Origin of the sequence: Paraburkholderia sp. GAS199 (genome assembly GCF_050436585.1) — a bacterium.
GTDB lineage: Bacteria > Pseudomonadota > Gammaproteobacteria > Burkholderiales > Burkholderiaceae > Paraburkholderia.
Genome location: NZ_JBNDMM010000002.1, coordinates 1,123,592 through 1,147,079, shown reverse-complemented (window position 1 = coordinate 1,147,079; position 23,488 = coordinate 1,123,592). Strand labels below are relative to the sequence as shown.

Sequence of the window (23,488 nt, the reverse complement as noted above, 5' to 3'; positions counted from 1 at the left end):
TTAGCTGAAGCTGAGCAGCTGGTTGGCGGACTGGTCGTTCTTGTCGGCGCTTTCCAGCAGCTTGGTCTGCATCTGGAACTGGCGGGCGTTGGTAATCATCGAAACCATTGCCGAAACCGGATTCACGTTGCTGCCTTCCAGCGAAGCCGGTGCCAGCGTGACGGCCGGATCCGCGTCGGCGGGGTTGCCGTCGGCGGTGCGGAACAGGCCGTCGTCGCCGCGCGTCATGGTTTGCGGATCCGGATTCACCAGCTTCAGCTGATCCACCGTCACCACGGCCGTGGGCGGATCGCCCGGCGTCAGCGCCGAAACCGTGCCGTCCTTGCCGATGGTGATTTCCGCGCCCGGCGGCACCGAAACCGGACCGCCGTTGCCGAGCACCACCTGGTTGGTGGCGTTCACCAGTTGACCGTTTTCGTCCACGTGCAGATTGCCGGCCCGTGTGTACGCCTCGCCGCCGTCGGTGGTTTGCACGGCCAGCCAGCCCGGACCCTGAATCGCCACGTCGAGCGGATTGCCCGTCTGCTGGATCGGCCCCGGCGTGTAGTCCGCGCCCGGCGTCGACGACAGCACGAAAGTACGCGTGGTGTTGTCGTTCACCGAACTGCCGTCGCCGAACGACATCGGCACGGCACGGAACGTCGCCAGTTGCGCGCGAAATCCGGTGGTCGATGCATTCGCCAGATTGTTGGCAACGATAGCCTGCTGTTCGAGCGCTTGCGTGCTGCCCGACATCGCGGTGTAGATCAGCCGATCCATGATGGGTTAGTCCCGGTCGCTTACAGGTTGATCAGGGTCTGGTCGACGGTCTGCTGGGTCTTGATCGTCTGCGCGTTCGCTTGATAGTTGCGTTGCGCGGTGATCAGGTTCACCAGTTCGCTCGTCAGATCGACGTTCGAGTTTTCGACCGCGCCGCCTTGCAGCACGCCGTGGTTGGTCGAGCCCGGCGCCGAAATCTGCGCGACGCCCGAGGTCGAGGTCTGCTGGAATTCGTTGTTGCCGAGGTTCACGAGACCGTTCTGGTTCGAGAAGTTCGCGAGCACGATCTGGCCGAGCGCAGCAGTTTGCTGGTTCGAGTAGTTGCCGGTCAGCGTGCCGTCGGCGCCGATCGTGAAGCTCGTCAGCGTGCCGGCCGGGTAGCCGTCGGGTTGCAGCGAGTTCACGCCGTCCTTGCCGCCGTACTGCGTCGTGCCGGCGATGTTCAGCGTCAGATTCTGCGGCGTCGACGAACCGTCGGTGGTCGGGATCGAGAAGTTGTAGGCGAACGGCGTAGCAGTCGCGACACCGGATGCATCCGTCGTGCCGAGCAGCGTGCCCGACGAATTGAAGTTCGCGTGACCGATCAGCTGCGCGGTGCCCGTCGACGTGCCGGCATACACGTTCCACGTACCGGCCGCCGTCTTGGCGAAGTACATGTTGACATTCTGCGAGCCGCCCAGCGAGTCGTACACCGTCGTGCTGGTCGAGTAGTTGTACGTCGTCGAGCTGTTCTGGTTGAACGCGACGGCGGTCGGCGCGACTGCCACGCTGTCGCCGTTGGCAGGCGTGCCGTTGAACGTGATCGTCTGGCCGTTGCCGAGCGAGATCGCCGAGCCCGACGTGTACGTGCCGCTGGTCGTCGTGCCGAGCGTGTTGTCCTTGACCGAGTACGAGGTCGGCGTAGTCGTGGTGTCGAACGTGACGGTGTAGTTGTCGTTGTTCGTGCCCGACGCAGTGTTCGTGATCGTCGCGCCCGGCGTGGTCAGCGTGCTGCCCGTTTGCAGGCTCGGCGTGACGGTCGGCGTGCCGAGCATCAGCGCGTCCTGTGCGTTCAGGTTCAGGCCGGCAACGATTTTGGTGGTTTCTTGCGGCGCGATATTCGTCGTCGGCACGGTCAGCGGCACGGTTTGCGCCGTGTTGATGATGCCCGAGCTATTTGCCGCGTAGCCCATCAGTTGCAGGCCTTGCGCGTTGGTGATGAAGCCGTTCTTGTCGAGCTGGAACACGCCGTTGCGCGAGTACACCAGCGAGCCGTTGTTCGACAGCTGGAAGAAGCCGTTGCCGTTGATCGCGACGTCGAGCGCCTGATTCGTGCTGGTGATCGTGCCTTGCGAGAACTGTTGCTGCACGTCGGCGAGCTTCGTGCCGATGCCGACCTGATTGCCGACGGCCGTCGCCACCGAATTCGCGTACATGTCGGCGAATTGCGCTGCGCCGCTCTTGAAGCCAACCGTATTCGCGTTGGCAATGTTGTTGCCGATCACGTCGAGATCGCTCGACGATGCCGACAAACCGCTCAAACCTTGTTGGTAACCCATGACGGTCTCCGTATCTGGAAAGTCGTAACTGACAGAATCTGAATCAGAGGATCGCGGCGACGCTCGTCAGGCCGACTGTCGAACCATTCGACAGCACGAGACCCGGCGCGCCGTTCTGCATGACCACGCTTTGCACCGTGGCGCCCGTGAGCGTGGTCGCCGTGGCTTGCTGGCCGTTGATCGTGCCGACCGCGCTGATCGTGTAGGTGCCGTCGGGCAACGTCGCGCCCGTCGTATCGGTCGGCGTCCAGCCCACCGGAATCGTGCCGGCCGACTGCTTGCCGAGGTCGATCGTGTTGACGATCTGACCGGCCGAGTTCTTCACGACCACCTGCAGGTCGCTCACCGAGTTGGCGAGCTGCACGCCGAACGCGCCGGCCTTGCCGCTCGCGACCGCCACCGAGCTTCCCGGCGCGAGCACGGTCGAGCCGATCAGCAGTGCGGCCTGCGACTGCTGGCCCGCCGTCAGCTGGGTCGACAGCGAGGTCAGCGTGGTATTCAGCTGGCTGATACCCGACACCGTGTTGATCTGCGCCAGCTGCGAAGTCATCTGCGAGCTGTCCATCGGGTTGGTCGGATCCTGGTTCTTCAACTGCGCGACGAGCAGTTGCAGGAAGGTGTTCTGCAGGTCGGTCGCCGACGTGCCGGACGTGCTGCCCGTCGAGCTCGTGGAACTCGAGGCGCTGCCCGTGCCGTTCATGGTGTCGAGCAACGTCTGCGACACGGTCGTGCCGCTGCTGCCGATTGTGGTGCTGGTGGTCAAGGAGGTCTCCTCAGGTTCCGATCGTGAGCGTTTTCAGCATCAGTGTTTTGGCGGTGTTCAGGGTCTCGACGTTGGCCTGGTACGAGCGCGAGGCCGAGATCATGTTGACCATCTCCTGCACCGGGTCGACGTTAGGCAAGGTCACATAGCCATCTGAATTGGCTGCCGGATTGCCGGGGTCGTACGCGGTCTTCATCGGCGTCGGGTCGTCGACCACGCCGGTGACCTGCACGCCGCCGATCTGCTGACCGGAGCCCGAACGCGCGCCGCCGAGCGGATTCACCGCGAACACGACCTGCTTGGCCTTGTACGGCTGACCGTCCGGACCGGTCGTGCTGTCCGCGTTGGCGAGATTCGACGCCGTCACGTTGAGCCGTTGCGACTGCGCGGACATCGCGGAGCCGGCAACACCAAAAATGTTCATTAAAGATGGCATGTTTTCCTGACCTCTCTTCATGCAGGATTGCTGCACCCGGTTCGACCCGGCTTCACGTTGATTCCCGTAGCGATTGTTCTTGCGTACTGCGTGTTTCTGCGGCGCCGGTTATTACGAGCCCGACTGGATGGCCGCGAGCATTGTCTTGATCTGGCCTGACAGCACGGTCATGCCAGATTCGAAATGCAAGGTGTTGTCTGCGAACTGCACGCGCTCCGCGTCGATATCGACCGTGTTGCCGTCGAGCGCGGGTTGCGTCGGAATGCGGTACTGCAAATTGCCGTAGTCGTCCTGCGTGCCGCCGGTCGGCGTCAGCGTCGCCTTGCCCGTCATGTGACCGGGCGCGGTCGAGGCCATCGACATACCGTTGGTCACGCCGGCGGGTTGCGTCATGGCGAGCGTCGAATTGTTCGACGCGCCGACGCTTGCGCCGCCCGACTTCTTCAGCGCGCCGGCAAGCGACGAAGCGAAGTCGACGTCGCGCGCCTTGTACCCGGGGGTATCGGCGTTAGCGATATTCGACGACAGCAGTTCCTGGCGGTAGGCGCGCACATCGAGCGCTTCACGGCCAAAAGAGAATTCGGCATCGAGTTTGTCCAGCATGGAAATCTCCGGAGTACGTTCCCGAGGCTTCCCCTACGCAACTCCTGCAAGCCTGCGTCAGGCGGGAAGACCTTTTTGCATGAGGTGCATCTTATGGGCGGGACGCAAGGACCAATCGGACGAATAACCGGGAAAGGGGGCTTCTATTCAACGTTTGCGCAATGGGGGCGCTCTCTAGAATGCAACTCGTACTGATGCATTTGACGGAGAGCGCCATGGACCAACCCACTTTCGATCTGACGCAGCGCGCGGCTCGCGCGGCGGCGACTCGTCGCGTGGGCGGGGTTGCCGTGCGGCGTGCCGCGCGCGGTACGTGCCGTCTGGTGACGCGGCTCGTCGTCAGTGTTGCCGTCTGGGTGGCGGGCGGGATCGTCCTGCTGCCGGCAACCGTCAAGGCACAGGACGCCGGCGGCCCGATCGTGATTCCCGGTCCCGGTGAAAAGAATCCTGCCGCGCTCGCCGATCTGGCCGAGCACATGCAGGCCGCGCCGGCCAAACGTGCCGGCAGCGCCGCGACGCTGGCCGCCGCGACCGCGCAGTCGCTCAGAAGCAACCCCGTGGCGCGCGACACCGATCAGTTCACGCGCGCCGCCAATGCGAGCGGCTCGATCGTGATTCCGGGCACGGACGACGCGCCCGCCGCGCCGGCCATGATCCGCACCAGTTTCAAACCTGACGCCAACGGCGTGGTGACGATTCCCGCGCCCAGCGCACGTCAGGCCATCCCGGTCGTGATGACGCCGCAGAACGGCGCGCGGCCGTCGATCGGCACGCAGCCGGTGGCCGCCAATGCGCCGATGGGCGTGCCGGCAAACGGCATCGAAAGCACGCCGGGCAACGTTTCTGTCAGTGGCTTCGACAGCCTGGCGTCGCGCGGCGAGCCGCCGCAACTCGGCGCCAACGGCAAGCCGGTTCAGGCCGCCGCGGCGTCGAAAGCCGTGGTGACGCCCGTGCCGATGCCCGGACAGACCACCCCGCAGCCCGCCACGATCGCCCGTACGCCGGCGACCCGGCAAGCTGCGCCGGCTGTCGTGCAACAGAATCTGCGCCCCGCCACGCTTGCGCCGGCAGCTCCGCTGCCCGGCCAGCAGGACCCCGAGGCGATCCGCGGCGCCGCGCTCGCGTTCCTGCAGCAGCAATCGGCGGGCTTGCCCGGCAAGGTCGATATCACCGTTGCGCCGGCCTTTCCGCGCGGCCTCGCGAGTTGCACCCAGCTCGAACCGTTCATGCCGACCGGCGCCCGTCTGTGGGGCCGCATGACCGTGGGCGTGCGCTGCGCCGGCGAGCGTCCGTGGACGATCTACCTGCAGGCGCGCATCTCGCTGCACGCCACTTACTACCTCGCCGCCCGCGCAATGGCGCCGGGCGACGTGCTCACCGCGGCCGACCTCGTGGCACGCGACGGCGACCTGACCGGCCTGCCGCAAGCCATCGTCACCGATCCGTCGCAGGCGATCGGCTCGGCGTCGATGGTGCGCATCGCCGGCGGCATGCCGCTGCGTCGCGACATGCTCAAGAGCGCGTCGGCGGTCTCGATCGGCCAGACGGTGCACGTGGTCGCGGCCGGCGACGGCTTTTCCATCTCGGCCGAAGGCAGCGCGATGAACAATGCGTCGCCCGGCCAGCAGATCCGGGTGAAGACCGCCAACGGCCAGATCATCTCCGGGATCGTCAAGGACGGCTCGACGGTGGAGATCCAGCTGTGACCTGGTCCAACGTCACATTCGCCGCCCAGTCTGGCTTTGCGGCCAGGGGGCCGGATCGTCTTGAAAGACAAGGCAAAACCTCGAGCGATTGCGCTAAAGTTTTGATCAGCGGTAGCCGTTATAAGGATCAAATCGTTCAGGAAGCCAATCGTGAAAGTCGATTCCACAACCAATTCGAATCTGCCGACGTTGAAAGACGCCCTGTCCCGTTCGCAAACGAGCGACGCGACGACCGCGAACAGCAACGCGCAGAGTGCGGGCACGGCCTCGCAGACCACCACCAGCGGTTCGGGCGACGCCAGCGTCAGCCTGTCGGGCCTGTCGCAGCATCTGCGCAGTCTCGCGGCGTCGGGCTCGGCCGATATCGACACGGCGCACGTCGAGTCGATCAAGCAGGCCATCAAGAACGGCACGCTGACGATCGACTCCGGCAAGATCGCCGACGGCGTGCTGAACACCGCACGCGACCTGTTGCAAAGCAAAACCTCGTCGGCCGGCAACTGATCGACACATCGAAGTGCGGTGAATTGCCGGGCGGCATTCGACCAACCCGGCTCGCGGATTACGCGCGAGCCGTCGTGCTCAGCGAGATGTTGAGATGAAAAACGCCCTGCTTGCCACCCTCATCGAAGAATATTCGGCCGTCGAGGCTTTCGCCTCGATCCTGGCGCTCGAAACCAGGGCTCTCACCGCCTTGTCGCCGCTGGAGACGTTGCCGCCTATCGTCGAGAAGAAAACCGAACTGATCGGCGCACTCGCCAATCTCGAAAGCGCGCGCGACGCGCAACTCGCCGAGATGGGTTTGCCGTCGGGCTGGCCCGGCATGGAACTCGCCGCCGCCGCCGACACCCGGCTCGCCGAGCAATGGGCGTTGCTGCAGCAAGCCGCCGAACGCGCGCGGCGCACCAACACCAGCAACGGCGAACTGATCCGCGTACGCATGGACTACAACCAGCGCGCACTCACCGCGCTCCAGGTTGCCGTGCCGCAAAAAGCCAATTTCTACGGACCGGACGGCCGGATTCCGGCGCGCGCCTCGGTCTAGACGCCTGCGCTCCGGGTCTGACGACCCGGCTGATGACTGCTTGAGTATTCCCTGAAGGGCTCGTCTTCGACGGGCCCTTTCTGTTTTCGCCCGCCCCCTTTTCCCACCTCATCTCCTCGACGTTGGCCATCCGGCCAGGTGGCGGTAACAGCCGCGCCGCGTTGAAATCACCGGTTCCTTCCACTGAGATGCTTTGCCGCTTGCGCCACCCATGCCGTGACACGCGACGTATCTCCAACTAGCAAGGTTGTGTAATCGTGTGTATGCTTCGAGGAGTGCGCAATGACCAGTGCCGAGGTCGGCAAACTCATCATGGCGAGTGGCTGGCGGCTAGTCCGGGTTTCGGGCAGTCACCATCATTTCCGCCCCCCGCCGTGGCCGGTCTCGTGACCATCCCGCATCCAAAGCGGGATTTACCGCCAGGCACGCTGAACAGCATCCTGAAACAGGCAGGCTTGAAATGAAAAATCTGATTTTTCCGATCGCCATCGAACCGGGCGACACGCAGCACGCGTTCGGCGTCGTGGTGCCGGACATTCCGGGCTGCCATTCGGCAGGCGATTCACTGGAAGGCGCTTACGCGAATGCGAAGCTGGCAATCGAGGCGCATCTCGATACGCTGCTCGACGAAGGCTTGCCGATCCCCGAACGTCTTACGCTCGACGAGCATCGGCGCAATCCGGACTACGCGGGTTTTACGTGGGGGTTCGTCACGACACGCAACATTCCGGCGCTGAAAAAAGCGGTGCGCATCAACATCTCGTTGCCGGAAGCGCTGGTTCACGATATCGACACTTACGCGCAAGCGCGTGGCATGTCGCGCTCGGCGTTTCTTGCGCTGGCCGCCGAACATGAAATGGCGGACGCCGACGCGTAAAGCCGCCCTGAAAGAACGCCACGGCCGCCGCATGTTACCTGTCGATACCGCGGCTCGCGGGCGCCGATCAGCGCATCAGGTCGCTTCGGCGTTGGCCCACGCCATTTCACGCAAGCGTGTACGCAAACGGGCCACGGCCTGGCTGTGCAACTGGCACACCCGCGATTCGCTCACTTCCATCACGGCACCGATCTCCCGCAGATTCATCCCGCGTTCGTAGTACAGCGACATCAGCAGCTTTTCGCGCTCCGGCAAACGGTCGATTGCTTCGACCAGCGCCGAACGCAGGCTGTCGTCCAGCAACGCGGAGAGCGGGTCCGAATGATCGACGCAGTAGCGGTCGAGAAACGGCTCGTCGTCGGCGGAACGGTCGAAGTCTTCGTAGTAGATCAGCTGGCTGCCGTGCAGATCCTGCAGCATCGACTGATACTCGTCGAGCGGCATCTGCAGATGCTCGGCGATCTCGGTCTCGCTCGCGGAACGGCCCAGGTTCTGCTCCACCTTGTGCACGGCCGTTTCCACTTCGCGCGACGTGCGTCGCAAGCTACGCGGCAACCAGTCGTTGCTGCGCAACTCGTCGAGCATCGCGCCGCGAATCCGCTGGCTGGCGTAAGTCTCGAACTGCGCGCCCTGATCTTCCTTGTAGCGACCCGCAGCGTCCAGCAGACCGATCATGCCGGCCTGAATCAGATCGTCGAGATCGACGCTCGCCGGCATCTTGGCGACGAGCTGCAAGCCGAGGCGACGCACCAGCGGTGCGTACTTCGTCAGAACTTCGGCTTGGGAAATCTTTCCCTGAGCGTTATACATCGTGCTCCCCTTGTCCTTGTGCCGCCTCTCAGGCGAGCTGCGCAGACGGTTGGTCGGCGTGTTGCGCCGCTGTAACTGTCGCAGGCGCCATCCAGGGCGTTTGCGACGACATCGCTGGCCGCATCGGCCAGTACTGCAATTCGGCGGCGAGGTGCCGGAAGTCCCGCGCGGCCGGTGTCGATGGAAACGCATCGACGACACACCGCGACAACTCCAGGGCTCGCGCCATCCGCACATCGGCGGCAATACAACCGGCGTCTTCCAGCGCCACCGTCAGGTAGCGCCCGGCCACGCCGGCCAGGTTTGCAAACGCGGTATGCGCGTCGTCCACGCTCTGCACCTGGTTCACCAGCACGCGGAACTGCGCGGTGGCGTGCGCGTAGTGCAGGCGCTTCATGCAGGCATAGGTGTCGGTGATCGCCTGCGCAGCCACGCGCGTGACGATCATCACGTCGTGCGACTGCATCGCGAGCGAAGACAGATGACCGTGCTCGTCGAGTTGCGCATCGATCAGCACGACGTCGGCGGAACCGTGCAGCACCACGCCCAGTTGCGCAGCCGTATAACCTTCGCGGTTATTGCGCGACGCGGCCAGCACCGAGAACCCGAGCGCATGGCGCGCGGCGGCGTCGTCGAGCGACAGGTCGCCGCGCATCACCGCGGAAAAATTGCCCGCCCCGCGCAAGCCGCCGAGCATGCCGCTCACCGAACGTTCGCCGAGGCATTCGTCGATCACCAGCACGTCCTTGCCCTGCTGCGCGAGCGCTGCAGCGAGATTCACCACGGTCGTCGTACAGCCGACTCCGCTCGAACCGCCCGTCACCGCGATCACCCGCGAACCGCTCTTTGCCAGCAGCCGCCGCAGTCCTTCTGCCTGATCGGAGATGAGCTTATCCAAAGCGCACCTCGTGCAGTTCGGCCGTCGAACGCGCGGACAGCGCGGATAACAACGCTGGAATATCGTCGTCGTGCGGCACGAATGGCGAGTTGTCGCGTGGAATACAGAACGCGCTCTTGATGAGGAACTTCTTCGTCGCGACGTACAGGTTTTCCGGCACTTTCTGACCGGTCGATACGTAATGCACCGGCAGCTTGTAGCGGATCACCGTGTCGAGCACGCCGCCCAGATTGGTGGCTTCGTCGAGCTTGGTCAGGATGCAGCCGGCGAGCGGTTGCTGATCCGGCGCGCGCTGATAGGCCTGCACCACTTCGTTGAGCGTGTCGCCGTGGCTGGTTGCGTTGAGCAGCAGCAGACGCTGCACCGGCTGACCGGCGCGGCACAGCATCGCGATCTGGTCGGACACGAGGCGATCGCGCTGGCTCATACCGATCGTGTCGATCAGTACGATGTGTTTGTTGCGCAACTCGGAGAGCGCGAGTTGCAGGTCGGCGCCGTCTTTCACGGCATGCACCGAGACGCCCAGAATCTTGCCGAAAATACGCAGTTGCTCGTGACCGCCGATACGGTAGCTGTCGGTGGTCAGCAGCGCCACCTTGCTCGCGCCGAAGCGCATCACGCAGCGCGCGGCGAGCTTGGCGGTAGTCGTGGTCTTGCCGACGCCCGTCGGCCCCATCAGGGCGAACACGCCGCCGCGCTCCATCAGCGCGTCTTCGTCTTCCATCACCGGCAAGTTCGATTCGAGCACCGAGCGCACCCAGTCCATGCCGCCTTCCATGCTGTCGACTTCGTCGGGCAGGTTATCGACCATCATCTGCACGAGTTGCGCCGAGAAGCCCGCCGCGAACATGTGCTTGGTGAGCGCGGCGCGCGCCGGGTTGCGACGTTGGCGCTCGCCCCACAGGAGACCGGCGAAGTGTTCTTCCATCATGCCGCGCATCGACGACAGCTCGCTCATCACGGTGTCGTTGACGACCTGTTCCATGCGTACCTTGATCGCTTCGGCAACCGACGCGGGCGTGCGGCTGTCGTCGCTGGCTGCGGGCGGCGGCGCATTCTTTTGCGCGGCGCGGCGCGCGGCAACCTGCGCGGCTTCGCGGGCCCATTCCGGCTTGTCGGCCGACGGCGCGGCGTGCATGCCCGGTTCGACAGCGGCGCCCAGGCCTTTGGCCATTGCGGCGGCCGGCGTCATCGCGGCGGGACGTGCGCTGTAGGCGCCCTCTTCCTGCTGTTCGGCGGCAATACGGCGAGCGTGGTCGATCAGCCAGGGATTCGATTCGGCCATCGTGCGCGGCGCGTCGATCTTCGATGCGCTGGCGGCGGGACCGGACTGCACACCGGCTGCCTTGAGCAGATCGGCGCGGATGTCTTCGGTCAGGCGCGAAGCGGCAGCGCGTGCGCTCGGCTGTTCGACGCCGGCCGGCTGCGCGGCAGGCGCTGCGCTGGACGGTGCGGCGGACACCACCGGTTTCGCTGCGGACAGACCCGGCAACGCGGCCTTCGGCGCAGCGGGAACGGGCTTGGCGACGGCGGGAAGCGTGTCGCTGCCAGAGTCGGCCGTGTCCGCGTGAGCCGCGTGGCTGTTCATGTTCTCGGCACCCGCTTCCGGGCTGGCACCGAACACCGACGAAAACACATCGGGCATGCCGCTCATGCCGCCTGCATACGGATTGGCTTGCATCGTCGGCAGCGGGCGCGGTGCGGCGAGCGGGGCTTGTCCTGCCAGCGCATTCATCGGCGCGCCTGCGGCATTGCGCGGCGCTTTCGGCGCGATGGCCGCGAGGTCGCGGTCAGCCAGTGCGACGATCTCGACGCTGCCGTCGTCCATCGTGCGATTGGACAGGACGACTGCGTCCGCGCCCAGTGCTTCGCGCACGAGGCGCAGAGCATCACGACTGGTAGCACCGACAAATTTACGAATGTTCAAGCTGGACCCCCGATGAGGTAAACGGACTAACGGACCGGCGATATACCGCTTCCCATTGAGATCATTATTGCGAAACCCGTCGAGCGACGATCGATGGATAAAGATGGATAAACGCGGGCAATTCGGGCGATGGAAACGTTGTCCGATTCACACGCACGCGGGTTTGAAACACGCTTAAGAGCCGCGCGGAGCGGCGCTCGCGCCGACGCAGCATGTACCCCGGCGGCAATTCGCGGCGCAAAAAGTTAGGCGCGGAAATGAAAACCGGCGCTAAAAAGCGCCGGTAAAAGACGTCACGCTGGACGTCGAACTGAATCTGCCGGCATTCGCTGTCCGGCTTGCTACCAAATGCGGTTCGCCTCAATGCGCGCCGATCAGATTCACCACCTTGATGTTGCGCGTGTCCGGCACTTCGGCGTACGAGAGCACCTTCAGCTGCGGCAGGCTGCGACGCAGGAAGCGCGCGAGCATCGGCCGCAAGGCGTGCTGTACCAGCAGCACCGGCGCGAGTCCGAGGTTCTGCTGACGCGTCATCGCCTTCTGCGTTTCCGTCAGCAGCGTATGCGCCAGACCCGGCTCCAGGCCCGGATTGGTACCGGTCGACAAAGCCTGCGACAGCACCCGTTCGAGGTTGGAGTCGAGGCCCATCACCTGCATGTCGCCGATGCCGGGGAACCACTGCTGCGTGATCGCGCGGCCGAGCGCGAGGCGCACGGCGGCGGTGAGGTCGTGTGCGTCCGTGACCTTCGGTGCGTATTCGGACAACGCTTCGAGGATCGTGCGCATGTCGCGGATCGGCACGCCTTCTTCCAGCAGATTCTGCAGCACCTTCTGCAGTGTCGTGAGCGGCAGCGACTTCGGCACCAGGTCGTCCACCAGCGACGGCGTGTCCTTCTGCATGCGCTCCAGCAAAGCCTGCACTTCGCGGCGGCCGAGCAGTTCGGAAGCGTGCGTCACCACCAGGTGATTCAGGTGGGTCGCCACCACCGTGCTCGAATCGACCACCGTGTAGCCGTACACCTGCGCCTGCTCGCGCAGGTTGGTGTCGATCCAGATGGCCGGCAGACCGAAGGCCGGATCTTGCGTCGGCGTGCCGGGCAACGCTGCGGACACCTGGCCGGGGTTGATCGCGAGCCACTGGCCCGGATACGCCTCGCCCACGCCCACTTCCACGCCCTTCAACGCGATGCGATAACCGTTCGGTCGCAATTCCAGGTTGTCGCGGATATGAATGACCGGCGGCAAAAAGCCGATTTCCTGTGCGAACTTCTTGCGGATACTCTTGATCCGCTTGAGCAGTTCGCCGTCCGAGTTCTTGTCGACGAGCGGAATCAGGCGATAGCCGACTTCGAGACCGAGCGTGTCGATCATCGTCACGTCGTCCCAGCTGGCTTCGGTGTTCTCGACCGGTGCCATCGCGGCCGGCGCGACGTCGACCAGCGCCGTCGTGTTCTTGCGCTCGTCGGCGCGCTTTTTCATCGTGCGGCCGAGTTGGATCAGACCGCCGCCGAGAATCAGAAACGCGAAATGCGGCATGCCGGGGATCAGTCCCATCAGCACGAGAATACAGCCGGTGATGATCAGCACGCGCGGGTTGGTGAACAGCTGTCCCGTCAATTGCGTGCCGATGTCTTCGTTGGTGGCCACCCGCGAGACGATCACGCCGGCCGCCGTCGAGATCACCAACGAAGGAATCTGCGCGACGAGGCCGTCACCGATGGTAAGCAGCGTGTAGTTCTTCCCAGCCGCCGCAAAGCTCATGTCGTGCTGGACGATACCGACAATCAGCCCGCCGATGATGTTGATCACCATGATCAGCAAACCGGCAATCGCATCGCCGCGCACGAACTTGCTGGCGCCGTCCATGGAGCCGTAAAACTCGGCTTCCTGCGAGACTTCCGCGCGGCGCTTTCGGGCCTGTTCTTCGTTGATGAGACCGGCATTCAGGTCGGCGTCGATCGCCATCTGCTTGCCGGGCATCGCGTCGAGCGTGAAGCGCGCGGACACTTCCGCGATCCGCCCCGCGCCCTTGGTGATCACCGAAAAGTTGATCACCATCAAAATGATAAAGACGACGATACCGACCGCGAAGTTGCCGCCCACGAGGAAGTGGCCGAACGACTCGATCACCTGGCCGGCCGCGTCCGGGCCGGTGTGGCCTTCGAGCAGCACGACCCGGGTGGACGCCACGTTCAGTGAAAGGCGCAGCAGGGTCGAGAACAGCAGCACGCTCGGAAAAGCGGCGAAGTCGAGCGGCTTCATCGTGTACATGCTGACGAGCAGCACCATCACGGAAAGCGCGATGTTGAAGGTGAACAGCAGATCCAGCAAAAACGGCGGCAACGGCAAAATCATCATGCCGAGGATCATGCAGATCAGCACCGGCCCGGCGAGGGCGCGCATATTGGTGCTGCTGAAGGCATCCGGCCGTCGGGACAGGAATCCGGCGCGAGCGTTCATGCGGAGGCTCCTGAAGCGTCGTCGTTATTTACAGCGGGGTTGAGCGTGTCGGCGGCTTCCTGATCGGCTTCTTCATCCGATACACCACCCTTGTCGAGTTCAGCAGGCACGTCGAAATCGGTCGGCGTGGCCGGCTTTTCGCCGCCTTCGGTCTTGAAGCGGCGCAGTTGATAGACCCAGGCGAGCACTTCGGCCACGGCGCCGTACAACGGCCCCGGAATCTCGCGATTCAGATCGACGTTGTGATACAGCGCCCGCGCGAGCGGCGGCGCTTCCAGCAACGGCACGTTGTTTTCCGCAGCGATTTCGCGAATCCGCGCGGCCACCAGGTTCACGCCCTTGGCGACCACCTTCGGTGCGCGCATCTCGCCGTCGGTGTATTGCAGCGCCACCGCGAAGTGCGTCGGGTTGGTCACCACCACGTCGGCCTTCGGCACGTTGGTCATCATGCGGCGGCGGGCGATCGCACGCTGCTGCGCGCGAATCCGGCCCTTCACGTGCGGGTCGCCTTCGCTTTCGCGATGCTCGCGCTTCACTTCTTCCTTGGTCATGCGCAGTTTCTTGTGGAACTGCCAGAGCTGATACGGCACGTCCATCGCGGCCACCACGAACATGCCGGCCACCGTCATGCCGCAGCAAACGGCGATCAGATGGACGGTGTTGGCGAGCGCGAGCTGCAACGGCTGGGTCGCCAGCGCGAGAATCTCTTCGCGGCGATTCCAGATCGCCGTGCCGCCGATCAGACCGACCACCAGCGTCTTCGCAAGCGACATGACGAGCTGGGCCGGACCGTTGATCGAGAATATCTTGCCGAGCCCGGAGATCGGGTTGAGGCGTTCGAACTTGGGTTCGAGTCCCTTCGCGGACAACTGCCAGCCGCCGAGCGCCATCGGCGCAAGCAGGGCGGCGGCGCCGGTGAAGCCGAGGATCGGCAGCAGGGTCAGCAAGCCTTCGCGGCTCGCCGCACCCGCGCCGATCAGCATGCGCCGCGTCTCGAAGACGCTCGCGTGGTCGAAGGTGAATGCGGCGCGCAGCATGTTCTGCAGATGCTCGCCGATGCTGCCGGACATGCCCCACACGCCGAAGAAGCCGGCGCCGAGCAGCGCAAACGTCGACAGCTCCCGCGAACGCACGATCTGCCCTTCCTCGCGCGCCTTTTGCAGGCGCCGGGGAGTGGCTGATTCGGTTTTTTCGAGGTCGCTATCCTCTGCCACAAAAGCTCTCCAGTCGGGCGAGGCACGACGCCTCTTTCCAGTGAGAGCGATTATTCCCGCTCGACGCAAGCGACGATCGGCGGATAAGGGCGGAGAAAGGGGGGTATTTCGAGGGATGACCCGGACGCCGCGCGTCCCGGCGCGGCGTCCGGATCGACGAACGTGCTAGAAGGCGACGTAGGGCGCCGCGCCGCCGTTCGCGGTCAGATCGAAGCCGTAGTAGATATATCGGCCATAAAAGAACGGCAGCCCGACATCGAAGCTGCTGTTGCCGCCGATCTGCCCGGCGAGGTCGTTGAAGGCGTAATTGCTGGTGTTGCTGAAGAGCGTCGCCGCACTCAGGATCCCGATGCTGGCGGCGCTCTTCGTGCCGTTGAGCCCCACCAGGGTGACGGAACGGGTCTGCGCCGAGCCCGGACAATAGAAGCCCGCCAGATTGCCGGTGCATTGGGCGAGCGAACTGTCGGCGAAGAAATAGCCGTTCGAGCCCGAATCGAGGAACGCCTGCACCGTCGTGCCGTTATAGACGCTGTTGTTCAGATCGCCGAAGGTATCCGTGGTGTAGGTCTGGGCGGCGGTCAGCGCGTTGTTTGCCTGCGTCCCGATCCCGAACACCAGTGTGCCGGCGGCCGAGGCCTGGCCGGTATTCGACACCGGCGGCATCTGCACGATCACGCCGTTGTTGTCGGCGGTGAAATGGGCGACCGGATTGGCCACCTGCTGCGCGAGCGGCACCGCCGTGCGAACGCACGAGGCGCCGTTCGTGCAGGCGAAGTAGTTGCTGTAGGTGGCCGCGGTCGCCGCGTTGGCGCAAGTCGCGCCGCAGTCGGTGGTCGAGGTGCCGATGCCGAGAATGCCGTTCGCGCCGAGGTCGCTCACCGTGTTCTCCGCCGACCCGCTGCCGCAGGCGCGCGTGGGCACGCTGCTCGCGGACAGATCGCCGATGATCTGCATCGGGATGGCCGTCGACGTCGCCTCGCCGCCAATTCCTACGCTGGCGTTGCGCACGGTGCCCCAGGTGTAGCCGTCGGCGAAGGTGGCGCACTCGGCGAGTTGTGCGCCGCTCGAACCAATGCTGTTGACCGGCAGCGCATTGAGCAGTGCCGAATTGAGCACCGAGCCCACGATCCGCAGACCGAACGAACCGGTATCCACCTGAATGTTATTGATGGTCTGACAATTGGTGGTCGAGCCGGGCGCGCAGATCGACACACTCACCGTCGGAATATTGATGACGCCCTGCACGCCTCGTCCGACCGTGATCGGCACGGTATTGGACGCGTTCGACGCAATCGGCTGCTGGGTCGGGCTGGCGGGCAGCGTGCCGCCGTTCAGCGGGTCGAGCGTGTTGTTGCTGGAACTGGAGCCGCCACCACCACCGCAAGCCGCGACGATCGACACCAGCGCCACGACTGCCGCGGCTTGTATCCAGCTTCTGAACTGCTCAGCGATACGAAAGGTTCGCATGGTTCGGTCCTCGCATTACTGGATGTCGGAACCGCTGACGCCGGCGGGCAGCGCGGGCGGCAGCCAGGCCTGGCCGCTGAACGCGCCCATGTGGCCGCCGCTTCGCACGACGAGGCTGCTCTGGTCGACCGCGACCGGCCCACGGCCGCCGCCGCGCGCGGCGCGCACGGCCTTCACACCGGCCACGTATTGCGGGAAGTAGCTGCCGAGCAGATCGTTCAGATCCGGCATTTGAGGTCCGCGCCAGGCAAGGCCGAACACCGAGCCGTCCGCGGCCAGATACTCGCGCACCACCGTGCCGTTGCCGAGTTTGGTCTCGCGGACGGTGTAGGACCCGGAACTTGAACTGGAAGCAGAAGACGAAGAAGCGGAAGACGCGGCGCTGGCGGCCGAGCGGGCCACACTGGACGCATTCGAAACAGGCTGGACGACGCGCGAGGAAACCGAGGCGTCGGCTGGGGGTGTCATTGGCGTGCCGCCCAGCGCCGCATGAGCGGCCTGCACGGCTAGCAGGGAACTGATCAAGGCAATCGCCGTGACGGACACGGCGCGGCGCACACGACTCCACATAGCGAGGCTCCTCCGAGCGGCTGCCGCGCGGCACGCACGTCGTGCGAACCGGCCGCATGTAGGCAGATCATACGGCACCGCTCCGGTCACACGCTGGAAGGCTTCTTCACCGTGTCACCGCCCGATGCCGACCGCTCACCGGGAAGCTGCGCCGTTGCTTGCGCTCGTAGTATGCCTGTGCTCTCGTGACGAAAGGAAGCACGCTTTTGCAGGCGCGCAGCTTGCTACCGCGTTCCTTCCGCCTTGCCACGACCTCGCCGTTGGCATGCCGCTCCGAGGACGCGCCGCGTGGCAAGGCCGCGCGGCTATGGTCTGCTCAATGCCGGGCCTAGAAGCCCAGGCTCGCAAGCAGATCGTCCACTTGCGATTGATCCTGCACCACGTCCGTCTTGCCTTCCGGATTGATCTGCGGGCCATTCAGCAGACCTTCGGGGCTACCCGTGGACGACGGCTCTGCCGCCAGCGCCGCCGCATTCGCCGCGAACTGCTCGCGCCGTTCGAGCGCGATGTTCTCGACCAGCACGCCGAGCAGCTGCTGCTCGATCAGATACACGACTTCCGTAATCTTCTTGATGACCTGGCCGGTCAGATCCTGGAAGTCTTGCGCCAGCATGATTTCCATCAGCTGTGAATTGGTGGCGGTGGTGGCTTCCGGCACGCCGCGCAGGAACGTGCGCGTGTCCTTGATGACCGCGCGCACTTCCTCGCGTTCGATCGGCGCCTCGTACCACTTCTCCCAGCGCGCATCCAGTTCGGCCGCGTCCTGCTGCAACTGCGTCTGGATCGGCTTCGCGATGTCGATTGCCGACAGGACGCGTTCGGCGGCCTGCTCGGTCATGTTCGCGATGTACTTCAGACGGTCGCGGGCGTCGGGCACGGCTTCCGCCGCACGCTCGACATGCTTGTCGAGCCCGAGCTCGCGCATCGAGTCGCGCAGCGTGCGGGTCAGATGGCCGATACGGGCCAGAATACGGTCGGACGCGAAGTCCCCGCTTTCGATGCCCGCTTCGGCGTCTTGCGCGTTGGTCGGCAGATTCACATCAGCTCCCGGTCTTGGCCATCTTCTCGAGAATCTTGTTGAGCTTCTCGTCGAGCGTCGCGGCCGTGAAGGGCTTGACGACATAACCGCTCGCACCGGCTTGCGCCGCCGCGATGATGTTTTCCTTCTTGGATTCGGCCGTCACCATCAGCACCGGCAGGTGCGAGAGGTTAGCGTCGGCGCGGATTTCCTTGAGCATGGCCAGACCGTCGAGGTTCGGCATGTTCCAGTCGGAGATCACGAACTCGTAGGTGCCTCCGCGCAGACGCGCGAGACCAGCCTGACCGTCTTCCGCTTCGTCGACGTTCGAGTAACCGAGTTCCTTGAGGAGGTTGCGGACGATCCGGCGCATCGTCGGAAAGTCGTCAACTACCAGAATCTTCATTCCCTTATCCATTTCATTCCCTTTGCTTGATCCATGGTGCGGCGCATGACCGCCAGTTCTGTCAGACCTGTGTCAGGCCCGCGCATCATACCCGCTGGACGCGATCGCCCATCGACGACAGACGCGCCATCACACGCCGGCTCATTTCCGGCAGCGCGGCAATTTCATCCGCGGCGCCGAGCGCAATGGCTTCGCGCGGCATGCCGAACACGATACAGCTCGCTTCGTCCTGCGCAAGGGTATACGCCCCTGCTTTTTTCATGTCCAGTAGTCCCGCGGCGCCGTCGCGTCCCATGCCGGTCAGGATCACGCCGACCGCGTTCTTCCCGGCATGCTGCGCGGCCGAGCGGAACAGCACGTCCACCGACGGACGATGACGGTTGACCGGCGGTTCGTCCGACAGATGCGCAATATAGTTCGCACCGCTGCGTGCAAGCAACAGGTGAGCGTGACCAGGCGCGATATACGCATGTCCCGGCAGCACGCGTTCGCCGTGCTCTGCCTCTTTAACGGTAATCCGGCACAAACCATTGAGGCGTTGTGCAAAAGATTTTGTGAAACCCGGCGGCATATGCTGCGCGATCAGCACGGCGGGCGCATCCGGCGGCAGCGGCACGAGCACTTCGCGGATCGCTTCGGTGCCGCCCGTCGAGGCGCCCACGATGATCAGCTTCTCGGTACTCAGCAGCGGATTGTTGAACAGCGGCGCCGCGCCGACCGGCGCATGCGCCGCGTGGGCGGCGGCATGCTGCACCGGCGCGGACTGACGCACGCGCGCACGGGCTGCCGCGCGAATCTTGTCGGCGAGCTTTTCCGAGTAGTCGAGCATGCCGTCGCGAATCCCGACCTTCGGCTTGGTGACGAAATCCACCGCGCCGAGTTCGAGCGCGCGCAGCGTGATTTCGTTACCGCGTTCGGTCAGCGACGACACCATCACGACCGGCATCGGCCGCAGGCGCATCAGCTTCTCGAGAAAGTCGAGGCCATCCATCCGCGGCATTTCGACGTCGAGCGTCAACACGTCCGGGTTGTGCTGCTTGATGAGATCACGCGCCACGAGCGGGTCGGGTGCGGTCGCCACGACTGTCATGTCCGGCTGGCCATTGATGATTTCCGTCATCAGGCTGCGGATCAGCGCCGAATCGTCGACGCACAATACCTTGATTTTTTGCACAGCGCTCACGCCTCCTCTGTAGTTCTGGCGTTGTTTGAATTGGCCGGGCGCGCGCCGGCGCCGAACAGCTCGATCCTGGGTCGCGCGGACGGAGCAGGTGCAGCGGGCGCCGCCGTCGAGCCGAACAGTTCGACCTTGGGACGCGCCGCAGCCGGCGTCGAAAACAGTTCAACCCGCTTGCGCGCCGCCGCGAGACGCTCGGCACGCGCTTCCGCGCTTTGCCGCACGAGCGCCTGTTCGCGCTCCGCCACGCCCGCCTCCTGTTGCAGGCGCAGTTTTTTCACCATCACCTGGCCGGTGCGCGGCATGAAGGCGACCTTGCGCGGGTGATTGCCCTGCAGGTCTTCGGCGACGATGCGGATCTTTTCGAGCGCCAGATAACGGCGCACGAATTCCGAATTGCGGTCGCCGATGTTCATCGTGGTCATGCCGGCCAGCACCGCGCCGCCGCCGAATACCTTGGCTTCGAAACGCTCGCGCCGGCCGCCGGCCTTGATGAGTTCGTTGATCAGCACTTCCATGGCGTAGGCGCCGTAGCGCATCGAGTCCGACGCGGCCTGGCCGACGTCCGCGCCGTCGTCGGGCAGCATGAAATGGTTCATGCCGCCGATGCCCGCCGTGCGGTCCTGAATGCAGGCCGCCACGCACGAGCCGAGCACGGTGACGAGCACCATGTCTTCATGCGTGGTGTAGAACTCGTTTGGCAACAGCTTCACGCCCGGACGCTGGAAGTGATTGTCGAAATAGAGATTGGTGGCGATCGGCAGACGGGTGCTCATACGGTCACCCCGCCTGCGTGGCTGCCGTGCGTCGCGCCGCGTGCCGGTGCGCGCGGCGAAGTGCCGGCGTCGCGCGTCAGTTCGTAGACAGTCTGGCCGCGCAGCCTGAACGCCTGCGTCACATAGGTGAAGTTTTCCGAGTGACCGGCGAACAGCAGGCCGCCCGACTTCATCAGCGGTTCGAAGCGCGCGAGCACTTGCGCCTGCGTCGGCTTGTCGAAATAGATCATCACGTTGCGGCAGAAGATCGCGTCGAACTGCGTGCGCAACTGGTAATCGCGGTCGGTCAGATTGAGCTGTTCGAAGCGCACCATCGCGCGCACTTCCGGACGCACCTTGACCATGCCGGCATGCGCGCCGGTGCCCTTCAGGAAAAAGCGCTTCAGACGCTCGGGCGACAGATGCTTCACCTGGTCGAACTGGTACATGCCGGAAGCGGCTTTAGCCAGCACCTGGGTGTCGATGTCCGTGGCCAGTACGGAAGCCTGACGCGCGCCGCTTTCGCCGAGCGCTTCGATCAGCGTCATCGCGATCGAATACGGCTCTTCGCCGGTCGAGGCAGCGGAGCACCACACCGAAACCGGCTGCGCGCGGCGCGGCACGAATTCGGCAAGAATCGGAAAGTGATGGGCTTCGCGGAAAAAAGCCGTGAGGTTGGTCGTCAGCGCGTTGGTGAACGCTTCCCACTCGGCGGGATCGTTCTCCGCTTCGAGCAGATCGAGGTACTGCCTGAACGTGTCGAGACCGCGTGAACGCAGCCGGCGCGCCAGACGGCTGTACGCCATGTCGCGCTTGTGATCGGACAGCGAAATGCCCGCGCTGCGATGAATCAGGTCACGAATACGGGCGAAGTCCGCCGACGTGAATTCGAAATCCCGTCCCTGCTCGCCGGACCTGGCCGGTTCAGTCCGCTCCGTCGTTCCCGGAAGCGGACGTTGCTGTGCGCGCGTTGCCATCATGAATGTTCCTGCCTGCAATACGAGCCATCCCGCTTTTCGCCGGCGCCTTCGGCACCGATGAAAGGGATTGTGTTCGCGGGGTCGCGCCCGCCCGCGAGTTCTGCCAACACGCAGTCGGCCCGCGACACGCCGAGCGGGCGTGCTTCGATGATTCGCTCACCATGGAGCGAGATGCCGAATGACTGCATGTCTCTGTACCACTGTCCTAAAACGTTTCCCAGTCCGCGTCCGAGCCGGCCGACGCCGCGCTCGCGACAACCGGGCGTGCTGCGGATTCGGCTGCCGGGCGCGCCGCCTTCGGCTTCAACACCGGCTCGGCGCGTGCGGCGCCGGCTTCGGCCGTCACCGTTCTGCCTGCTTGCGACGGCGCGTTCAGCGCACCGCTGTCGGCCTGATTGCCCGCTACGTGCGACGTTCTGGCCGGCGCCTGCGCCGACACTTTCGACGGCGCATGCCTGCTGCCGCCGCGCGCCGCATTCGATACGCCGCCCGTCTGTGCGCCCGCCACCTTCCACACGTTCACCACCGACTGCAACTGACGCGTCTGCTCTTCGAGCGACGCTGCCGCGGCAGCTGCCTGTTCGACCAGCGCCGCGTTCTGCTGCGTGACTTCGTCCATCTGCACGACAGCGCGATTCACCTGTTCGATGCCGCCCGACTGCTCTTCCGAGGCCGCGCTGATTTCGCCCATGATGTCGGTCACGCGGCGCACGGCCTGCACGATCTCTTCCATCGTGGTGCCGGCACGGCCGACCAGCGCCGAACCGCTTTGCACCTTGTCGACGGAGTCGCCGATCAATTCCTTGATTTCCTTCGCAGCGCTCGCGCTGCGCTGCGCGAGGCTGCGCACTTCGCCGGCCACGACCGCGAAGCCGCGGCCCTGTTCGCCTGCCCGCGCCGCTTCCACGGCCGCGTTCAACGCGAGAATATTGGTCTGGAAGGCAATGCCTTCGATCACGCCGATGATGTCGACGACCTTGTTCGAGCTGGCCGCGATGCCCTGCATCGTCGTGACGACTTCGCCCACCACGGCGCCGCCGCGTGTCGCGATGTCCGAAGCGTTGACGGCCAATTGGCTCGCCTGACGCGCGTTCTCGGCGTTCTGCCGCACGGTGCCGGTCAGTTGCTCCATGCTCGACGCCGTTTCCTGCAGCGAGGCAGCCTGCTGCTCGGTGCGCTGCGAGAGGTCCGTATTGCCCATGGCGATTTCGCGCGCGCCGGTGTCGATCGATTCGGTACTGGTATGAACCGCTTTCACCATCTTCGACATGCTTTCCTGCATGCGCTTGATGCCGGAAAACAGGCGGCCGATCTCGTTACGGCTGAACACTTCGATGTGCTCCGACAGATCGCCCGAAGCGATCCGCTCGAAGCAGGCCGTGGCGTCGGCGAGCGGCTGCACGATCAGGCCGCGCAACGCGAAACGGATCGCCACCACCAGCAACAGCGCCAGCACGGTGATGCCGATGATCAGCGTGGTCATCAGCGAAATGTTCGACTGCGCCGCTGCCTGCTGATCCACCGCGCTCTGCTGCAACGCCTTGATGACCGCCGACGCCGCGCCGTCGTAGGCGATGAACATCGGGCTGATCTTCGTATCGGCGATGGCGTGATAGGCGGCCATGTCGTTGGCGTTCAGCGCGGCGAACTCGGGATCGACGCCCTCGTGCATCACGCTCGTATGTTTCGCCAGCACGTCGTCGAGCAGCGCCTGATCGATGTCGGTTTTCGGCGCATCGAGATAGGTCTGCCAGCTCTGGTTGCCCTTGGTAAGCAGTTCCTGCGCGCGGTCGATCGCTTTCTTCGCTTCGTCCGCGTTACCGGCGGCCGACAGCGTGTTGAAACGATCGACGGCGAGACGCGAGCGCAACAGGTACGCCGAGGCGTCGTCGAGCGCGTGAATGGCGACGAGGTCGCCGCGCGCGATCCGGTCGAGCGACTGGCTCGCGCCGTTCAGCGCGGTTAAACCCAGCGCGCCGACCACCACGGTCAGCGCGACCAGAATGATCCCCACCACCGTCAGCGAAGTGCGAATCGACCACCTGCTCAGCATCTTGACGCTCCCTGTTGCGATTTGTC

General features: G+C 64.7%; 22 protein-coding genes and 1 pseudogene. 5 read left to right on the top strand and 18 right to left on the bottom strand.

The window, feature by feature from the left end; all coding sequences use genetic code 11:
- From flgF to flgB, 5 genes are all read right to left on the bottom strand, one after another.
- Complete coding sequence (flgF, locus tag P3T18_RS11190) at positions 1-759, bottom strand: flagellar basal-body rod protein FlgF (RefSeq protein ID WP_429299955.1); 759 nt, start codon at positions 757-759, stop codon at positions 1-3.
- A 20-nt stretch (positions 760-779) separates the two neighbouring features.
- A complete protein-coding gene (locus P3T18_RS11185) occupies positions 780-2,297 on the bottom strand; it encodes a flagellar hook protein FlgE (protein WP_429299954.1) in 1,518 nt (505 codons plus the stop codon).
- Positions 2,298-2,340: 43 nt separating this feature from the next.
- Positions 2,341-3,060, bottom strand: coding sequence for a flagellar hook assembly protein FlgD (locus P3T18_RS11180; RefSeq protein ID WP_429299953.1), 720 nt, complete (start codon positions 3,058-3,060; stop codon positions 2,341-2,343).
- Positions 3,061-3,070: 10 nt separating this feature from the next.
- Complete coding sequence (gene flgC, locus P3T18_RS11175) at positions 3,071-3,496, bottom strand: flagellar basal body rod protein FlgC (RefSeq protein ID WP_429299952.1); 426 nt, start codon at positions 3,494-3,496, stop codon at positions 3,071-3,073.
- Positions 3,497-3,607: 111 nt separating this feature from the next.
- Positions 3,608-4,099 carry a flagellar basal body rod protein FlgB gene (gene flgB / locus P3T18_RS11170; RefSeq protein ID WP_429299951.1) on the bottom strand — a complete coding sequence of 164 codons (492 nt, stop codon included), beginning with the start codon at positions 4,097-4,099 and terminating at the stop codon, positions 3,608-3,610.
- A 215-nt stretch (positions 4,100-4,314) separates the two neighbouring features.
- On the opposite strand from flgB, the gene flgA reads away from it, so the two are divergent.
- The 5 genes and pseudogenes from flgA (at position 4,315) to P3T18_RS11145 (ending at position 7,727) form a co-directional block, all read left to right on the top strand.
- On the top strand, positions 4,315-5,805 hold the full coding sequence (gene flgA, locus P3T18_RS11165) for a flagellar basal body P-ring formation chaperone FlgA (protein ID WP_429299950.1): 1,491 nt from the start codon (positions 4,315-4,317) through the stop codon (positions 5,803-5,805).
- A gap of 150 nt (positions 5,806-5,955) precedes the next feature.
- On the top strand, positions 5,956-6,309 hold the full coding sequence (gene flgM / locus P3T18_RS11160) for a flagellar biosynthesis anti-sigma factor FlgM (protein WP_429299949.1): 354 nt from the start codon (positions 5,956-5,958) through the stop codon (positions 6,307-6,309).
- Between the two features lie 94 nt (positions 6,310-6,403).
- Entirely contained in the window at positions 6,404-6,850 is a 447-nt protein-coding gene (locus P3T18_RS11155; RefSeq protein WP_429299948.1) for a flagella synthesis protein FlgN, read from the top strand.
- Between the two features lie 282 nt (positions 6,851-7,132).
- Positions 7,133-7,314 (top strand): annotated as a pseudogene (locus tag P3T18_RS11150) (type II toxin-antitoxin system HicA family toxin).
- On the top strand, positions 7,311-7,727 hold the full coding sequence (locus P3T18_RS11145) for a type II toxin-antitoxin system HicB family antitoxin (protein WP_429299947.1): 417 nt from the start codon (positions 7,311-7,313) through the stop codon (positions 7,725-7,727). The pseudogene P3T18_RS11150 and the gene P3T18_RS11145 overlap by 4 nt, the downstream one beginning before the upstream one ends.
- 75 nt (positions 7,728-7,802) lie before the next feature.
- Here the strand turns inward: P3T18_RS11145 and P3T18_RS11140 are convergent, their stop codons facing one another.
- The 13 genes from P3T18_RS11140 to P3T18_RS11080 all read right to left on the bottom strand — a co-directional run bounded on the left by P3T18_RS11140 (position 7,803) and on the right by P3T18_RS11080 (position 23,462).
- Positions 7,803-8,537, bottom strand: a complete 735-nt coding sequence (locus P3T18_RS11140; RefSeq protein ID WP_429299946.1) for an RNA polymerase sigma factor FliA — start codon at positions 8,535-8,537, stop codon at positions 7,803-7,805.
- A gap of 28 nt (positions 8,538-8,565) precedes the next feature.
- The gene (locus P3T18_RS11135; RefSeq protein ID WP_429299945.1) at positions 8,566-9,435 is read right to left on the bottom strand and encodes a MinD/ParA family ATP-binding protein; all 870 of its coding nucleotides are present in this window, start codon (positions 9,433-9,435) and stop codon (positions 8,566-8,568) included.
- Entirely contained in the window at positions 9,428-11,362 is a 1,935-nt protein-coding gene (flhF, locus tag P3T18_RS11130; RefSeq protein WP_429299944.1) for a flagellar biosynthesis protein FlhF, read from the bottom strand. The genes P3T18_RS11135 and flhF overlap by 8 nt, the downstream gene beginning before the upstream one ends.
- A 360-nt stretch (positions 11,363-11,722) precedes the next feature.
- Positions 11,723-13,822 (bottom strand): flagellar biosynthesis protein FlhA, encoded by a 2,100-nt coding sequence (flhA, locus tag P3T18_RS11125; protein WP_429299943.1) that lies wholly within the window; start codon positions 13,820-13,822, stop codon positions 11,723-11,725.
- Complete coding sequence (flhB, locus tag P3T18_RS11120; RefSeq protein ID WP_429299942.1) at positions 13,819-15,036, bottom strand: flagellar biosynthesis protein FlhB; 1,218 nt, start codon at positions 15,034-15,036, stop codon at positions 13,819-13,821. Before flhB ends, flhA begins: the two co-directional genes overlap by 4 nt.
- Before the next feature lie 165 nt (positions 15,037-15,201).
- Positions 15,202-16,503 (bottom strand): DUF3443 domain-containing protein, encoded by a 1,302-nt coding sequence (locus P3T18_RS11115; RefSeq protein WP_429299941.1) that lies wholly within the window; start codon positions 16,501-16,503, stop codon positions 15,202-15,204.
- A gap of 15 nt (positions 16,504-16,518) precedes the next feature.
- Positions 16,519-17,073 (bottom strand): DUF2844 domain-containing protein, encoded by a 555-nt coding sequence (locus P3T18_RS11110; RefSeq protein WP_429299940.1) that lies wholly within the window; start codon positions 17,071-17,073, stop codon positions 16,519-16,521.
- A gap of 328 nt (positions 17,074-17,401) precedes the next feature.
- The gene (cheZ, locus tag P3T18_RS11105; protein WP_429299939.1) at positions 17,402-18,112 is read right to left on the bottom strand and encodes a protein phosphatase CheZ; all 711 of its coding nucleotides are present in this window, start codon (positions 18,110-18,112) and stop codon (positions 17,402-17,404) included.
- 1 nt (position 18,113) lies between these two features.
- Entirely contained in the window at positions 18,114-18,509 is a 396-nt protein-coding gene (cheY, locus tag P3T18_RS11100; RefSeq protein ID WP_429299938.1) for a chemotaxis response regulator CheY, read from the bottom strand.
- A gap of 73 nt (positions 18,510-18,582) precedes the next feature.
- Positions 18,583-19,671, bottom strand: a complete 1,089-nt coding sequence (locus P3T18_RS11095) for a protein-glutamate methylesterase/protein-glutamine glutaminase (RefSeq protein ID WP_429300092.1) — start codon at positions 19,669-19,671, stop codon at positions 18,583-18,585.
- A 5-nt stretch (positions 19,672-19,676) separates the two neighbouring features.
- Entirely contained in the window at positions 19,677-20,450 is a 774-nt protein-coding gene (cheD, locus tag P3T18_RS11090; RefSeq protein ID WP_429299937.1) for a chemoreceptor glutamine deamidase CheD, read from the bottom strand.
- Positions 20,447-21,409 carry a CheR family methyltransferase gene (locus tag P3T18_RS11085; RefSeq protein WP_429299936.1) on the bottom strand — a complete coding sequence of 321 codons (963 nt, stop codon included), beginning with the start codon at positions 21,407-21,409 and terminating at the stop codon, positions 20,447-20,449. Before P3T18_RS11085 ends, cheD begins: the two co-directional genes overlap by 4 nt.
- Positions 21,410-21,614: 205 nt before the next feature.
- Positions 21,615-23,462, bottom strand: coding sequence for a methyl-accepting chemotaxis protein (locus tag P3T18_RS11080; RefSeq protein ID WP_429299935.1), 1,848 nt, complete (start codon positions 23,460-23,462; stop codon positions 21,615-21,617).
- Between the last annotated feature and the right edge of the window lie 26 nt (positions 23,463-23,488).

What these genes read in the sequence shown, in the direction of transcription:
- flgF (WP_429299955.1), bottom strand. Translation starts at nt 759, where the DNA reads ATGGATCGGCTGATCTACACCGCGATGTCGGGCAGCACGCAAGCGCTC.
- P3T18_RS11185 (WP_429299954.1), bottom strand. Translation starts at nt 2,297, where the DNA reads ATGGGTTACCAACAAGGTTTGAGCGGTTTGTCGGCATCGTCGAGCGAT.
- flgC (WP_429299952.1), bottom strand. Translation starts at nt 3,496, where the DNA reads ATGCCATCTTTAATGAACATTTTTGGTGTTGCCGGCTCCGCGATGTCC.
- flgB (WP_429299951.1), bottom strand. Translation starts at nt 4,099, where the DNA reads ATGCTGGACAAACTCGATGCCGAATTCTCTTTTGGCCGTGAAGCGCTC.
- flgA (WP_429299950.1), top strand. Translation starts at nt 4,315, where the DNA reads ATGGACCAACCCACTTTCGATCTGACGCAGCGCGCGGCTCGCGCGGCG.
- P3T18_RS11155 (WP_429299948.1), top strand. Translation starts at nt 6,404, where the DNA reads ATGAAAAACGCCCTGCTTGCCACCCTCATCGAAGAATATTCGGCCGTC.
- P3T18_RS11145 (WP_429299947.1), top strand. Translation starts at nt 7,311, where the DNA reads ATGAAAAATCTGATTTTTCCGATCGCCATCGAACCGGGCGACACGCAG.
- P3T18_RS11140 (WP_429299946.1), bottom strand. Translation starts at nt 8,537, where the DNA reads ATGTATAACGCTCAGGGAAAGATTTCCCAAGCCGAAGTTCTGACGAAG.
- flhA (WP_429299943.1), bottom strand. Translation starts at nt 13,822, where the DNA reads ATGAACGCTCGCGCCGGATTCCTGTCCCGACGGCCGGATGCCTTCAGC.
- P3T18_RS11115 (WP_429299941.1), bottom strand. Translation starts at nt 16,503, where the DNA reads ATGCGAACCTTTCGTATCGCTGAGCAGTTCAGAAGCTGGATACAAGCC.
- P3T18_RS11110 (WP_429299940.1), bottom strand. Translation starts at nt 17,073, where the DNA reads ATGTGGAGTCGTGTGCGCCGCGCCGTGTCCGTCACGGCGATTGCCTTG.
- cheY (WP_429299938.1), bottom strand. Translation starts at nt 18,509, where the DNA reads ATGGATAAGGGAATGAAGATTCTGGTAGTTGACGACTTTCCGACGATG.
- cheD (WP_429299937.1), bottom strand. Translation starts at nt 20,450, where the DNA reads ATGAGCACCCGTCTGCCGATCGCCACCAATCTCTATTTCGACAATCAC.
- P3T18_RS11085 (WP_429299936.1), bottom strand. Translation starts at nt 21,409, where the DNA reads ATGATGGCAACGCGCGCACAGCAACGTCCGCTTCCGGGAACGACGGAG.
- P3T18_RS11080 (WP_429299935.1), bottom strand. Translation starts at nt 23,462, where the DNA reads ATGCTGAGCAGGTGGTCGATTCGCACTTCGCTGACGGTGGTGGGGATC.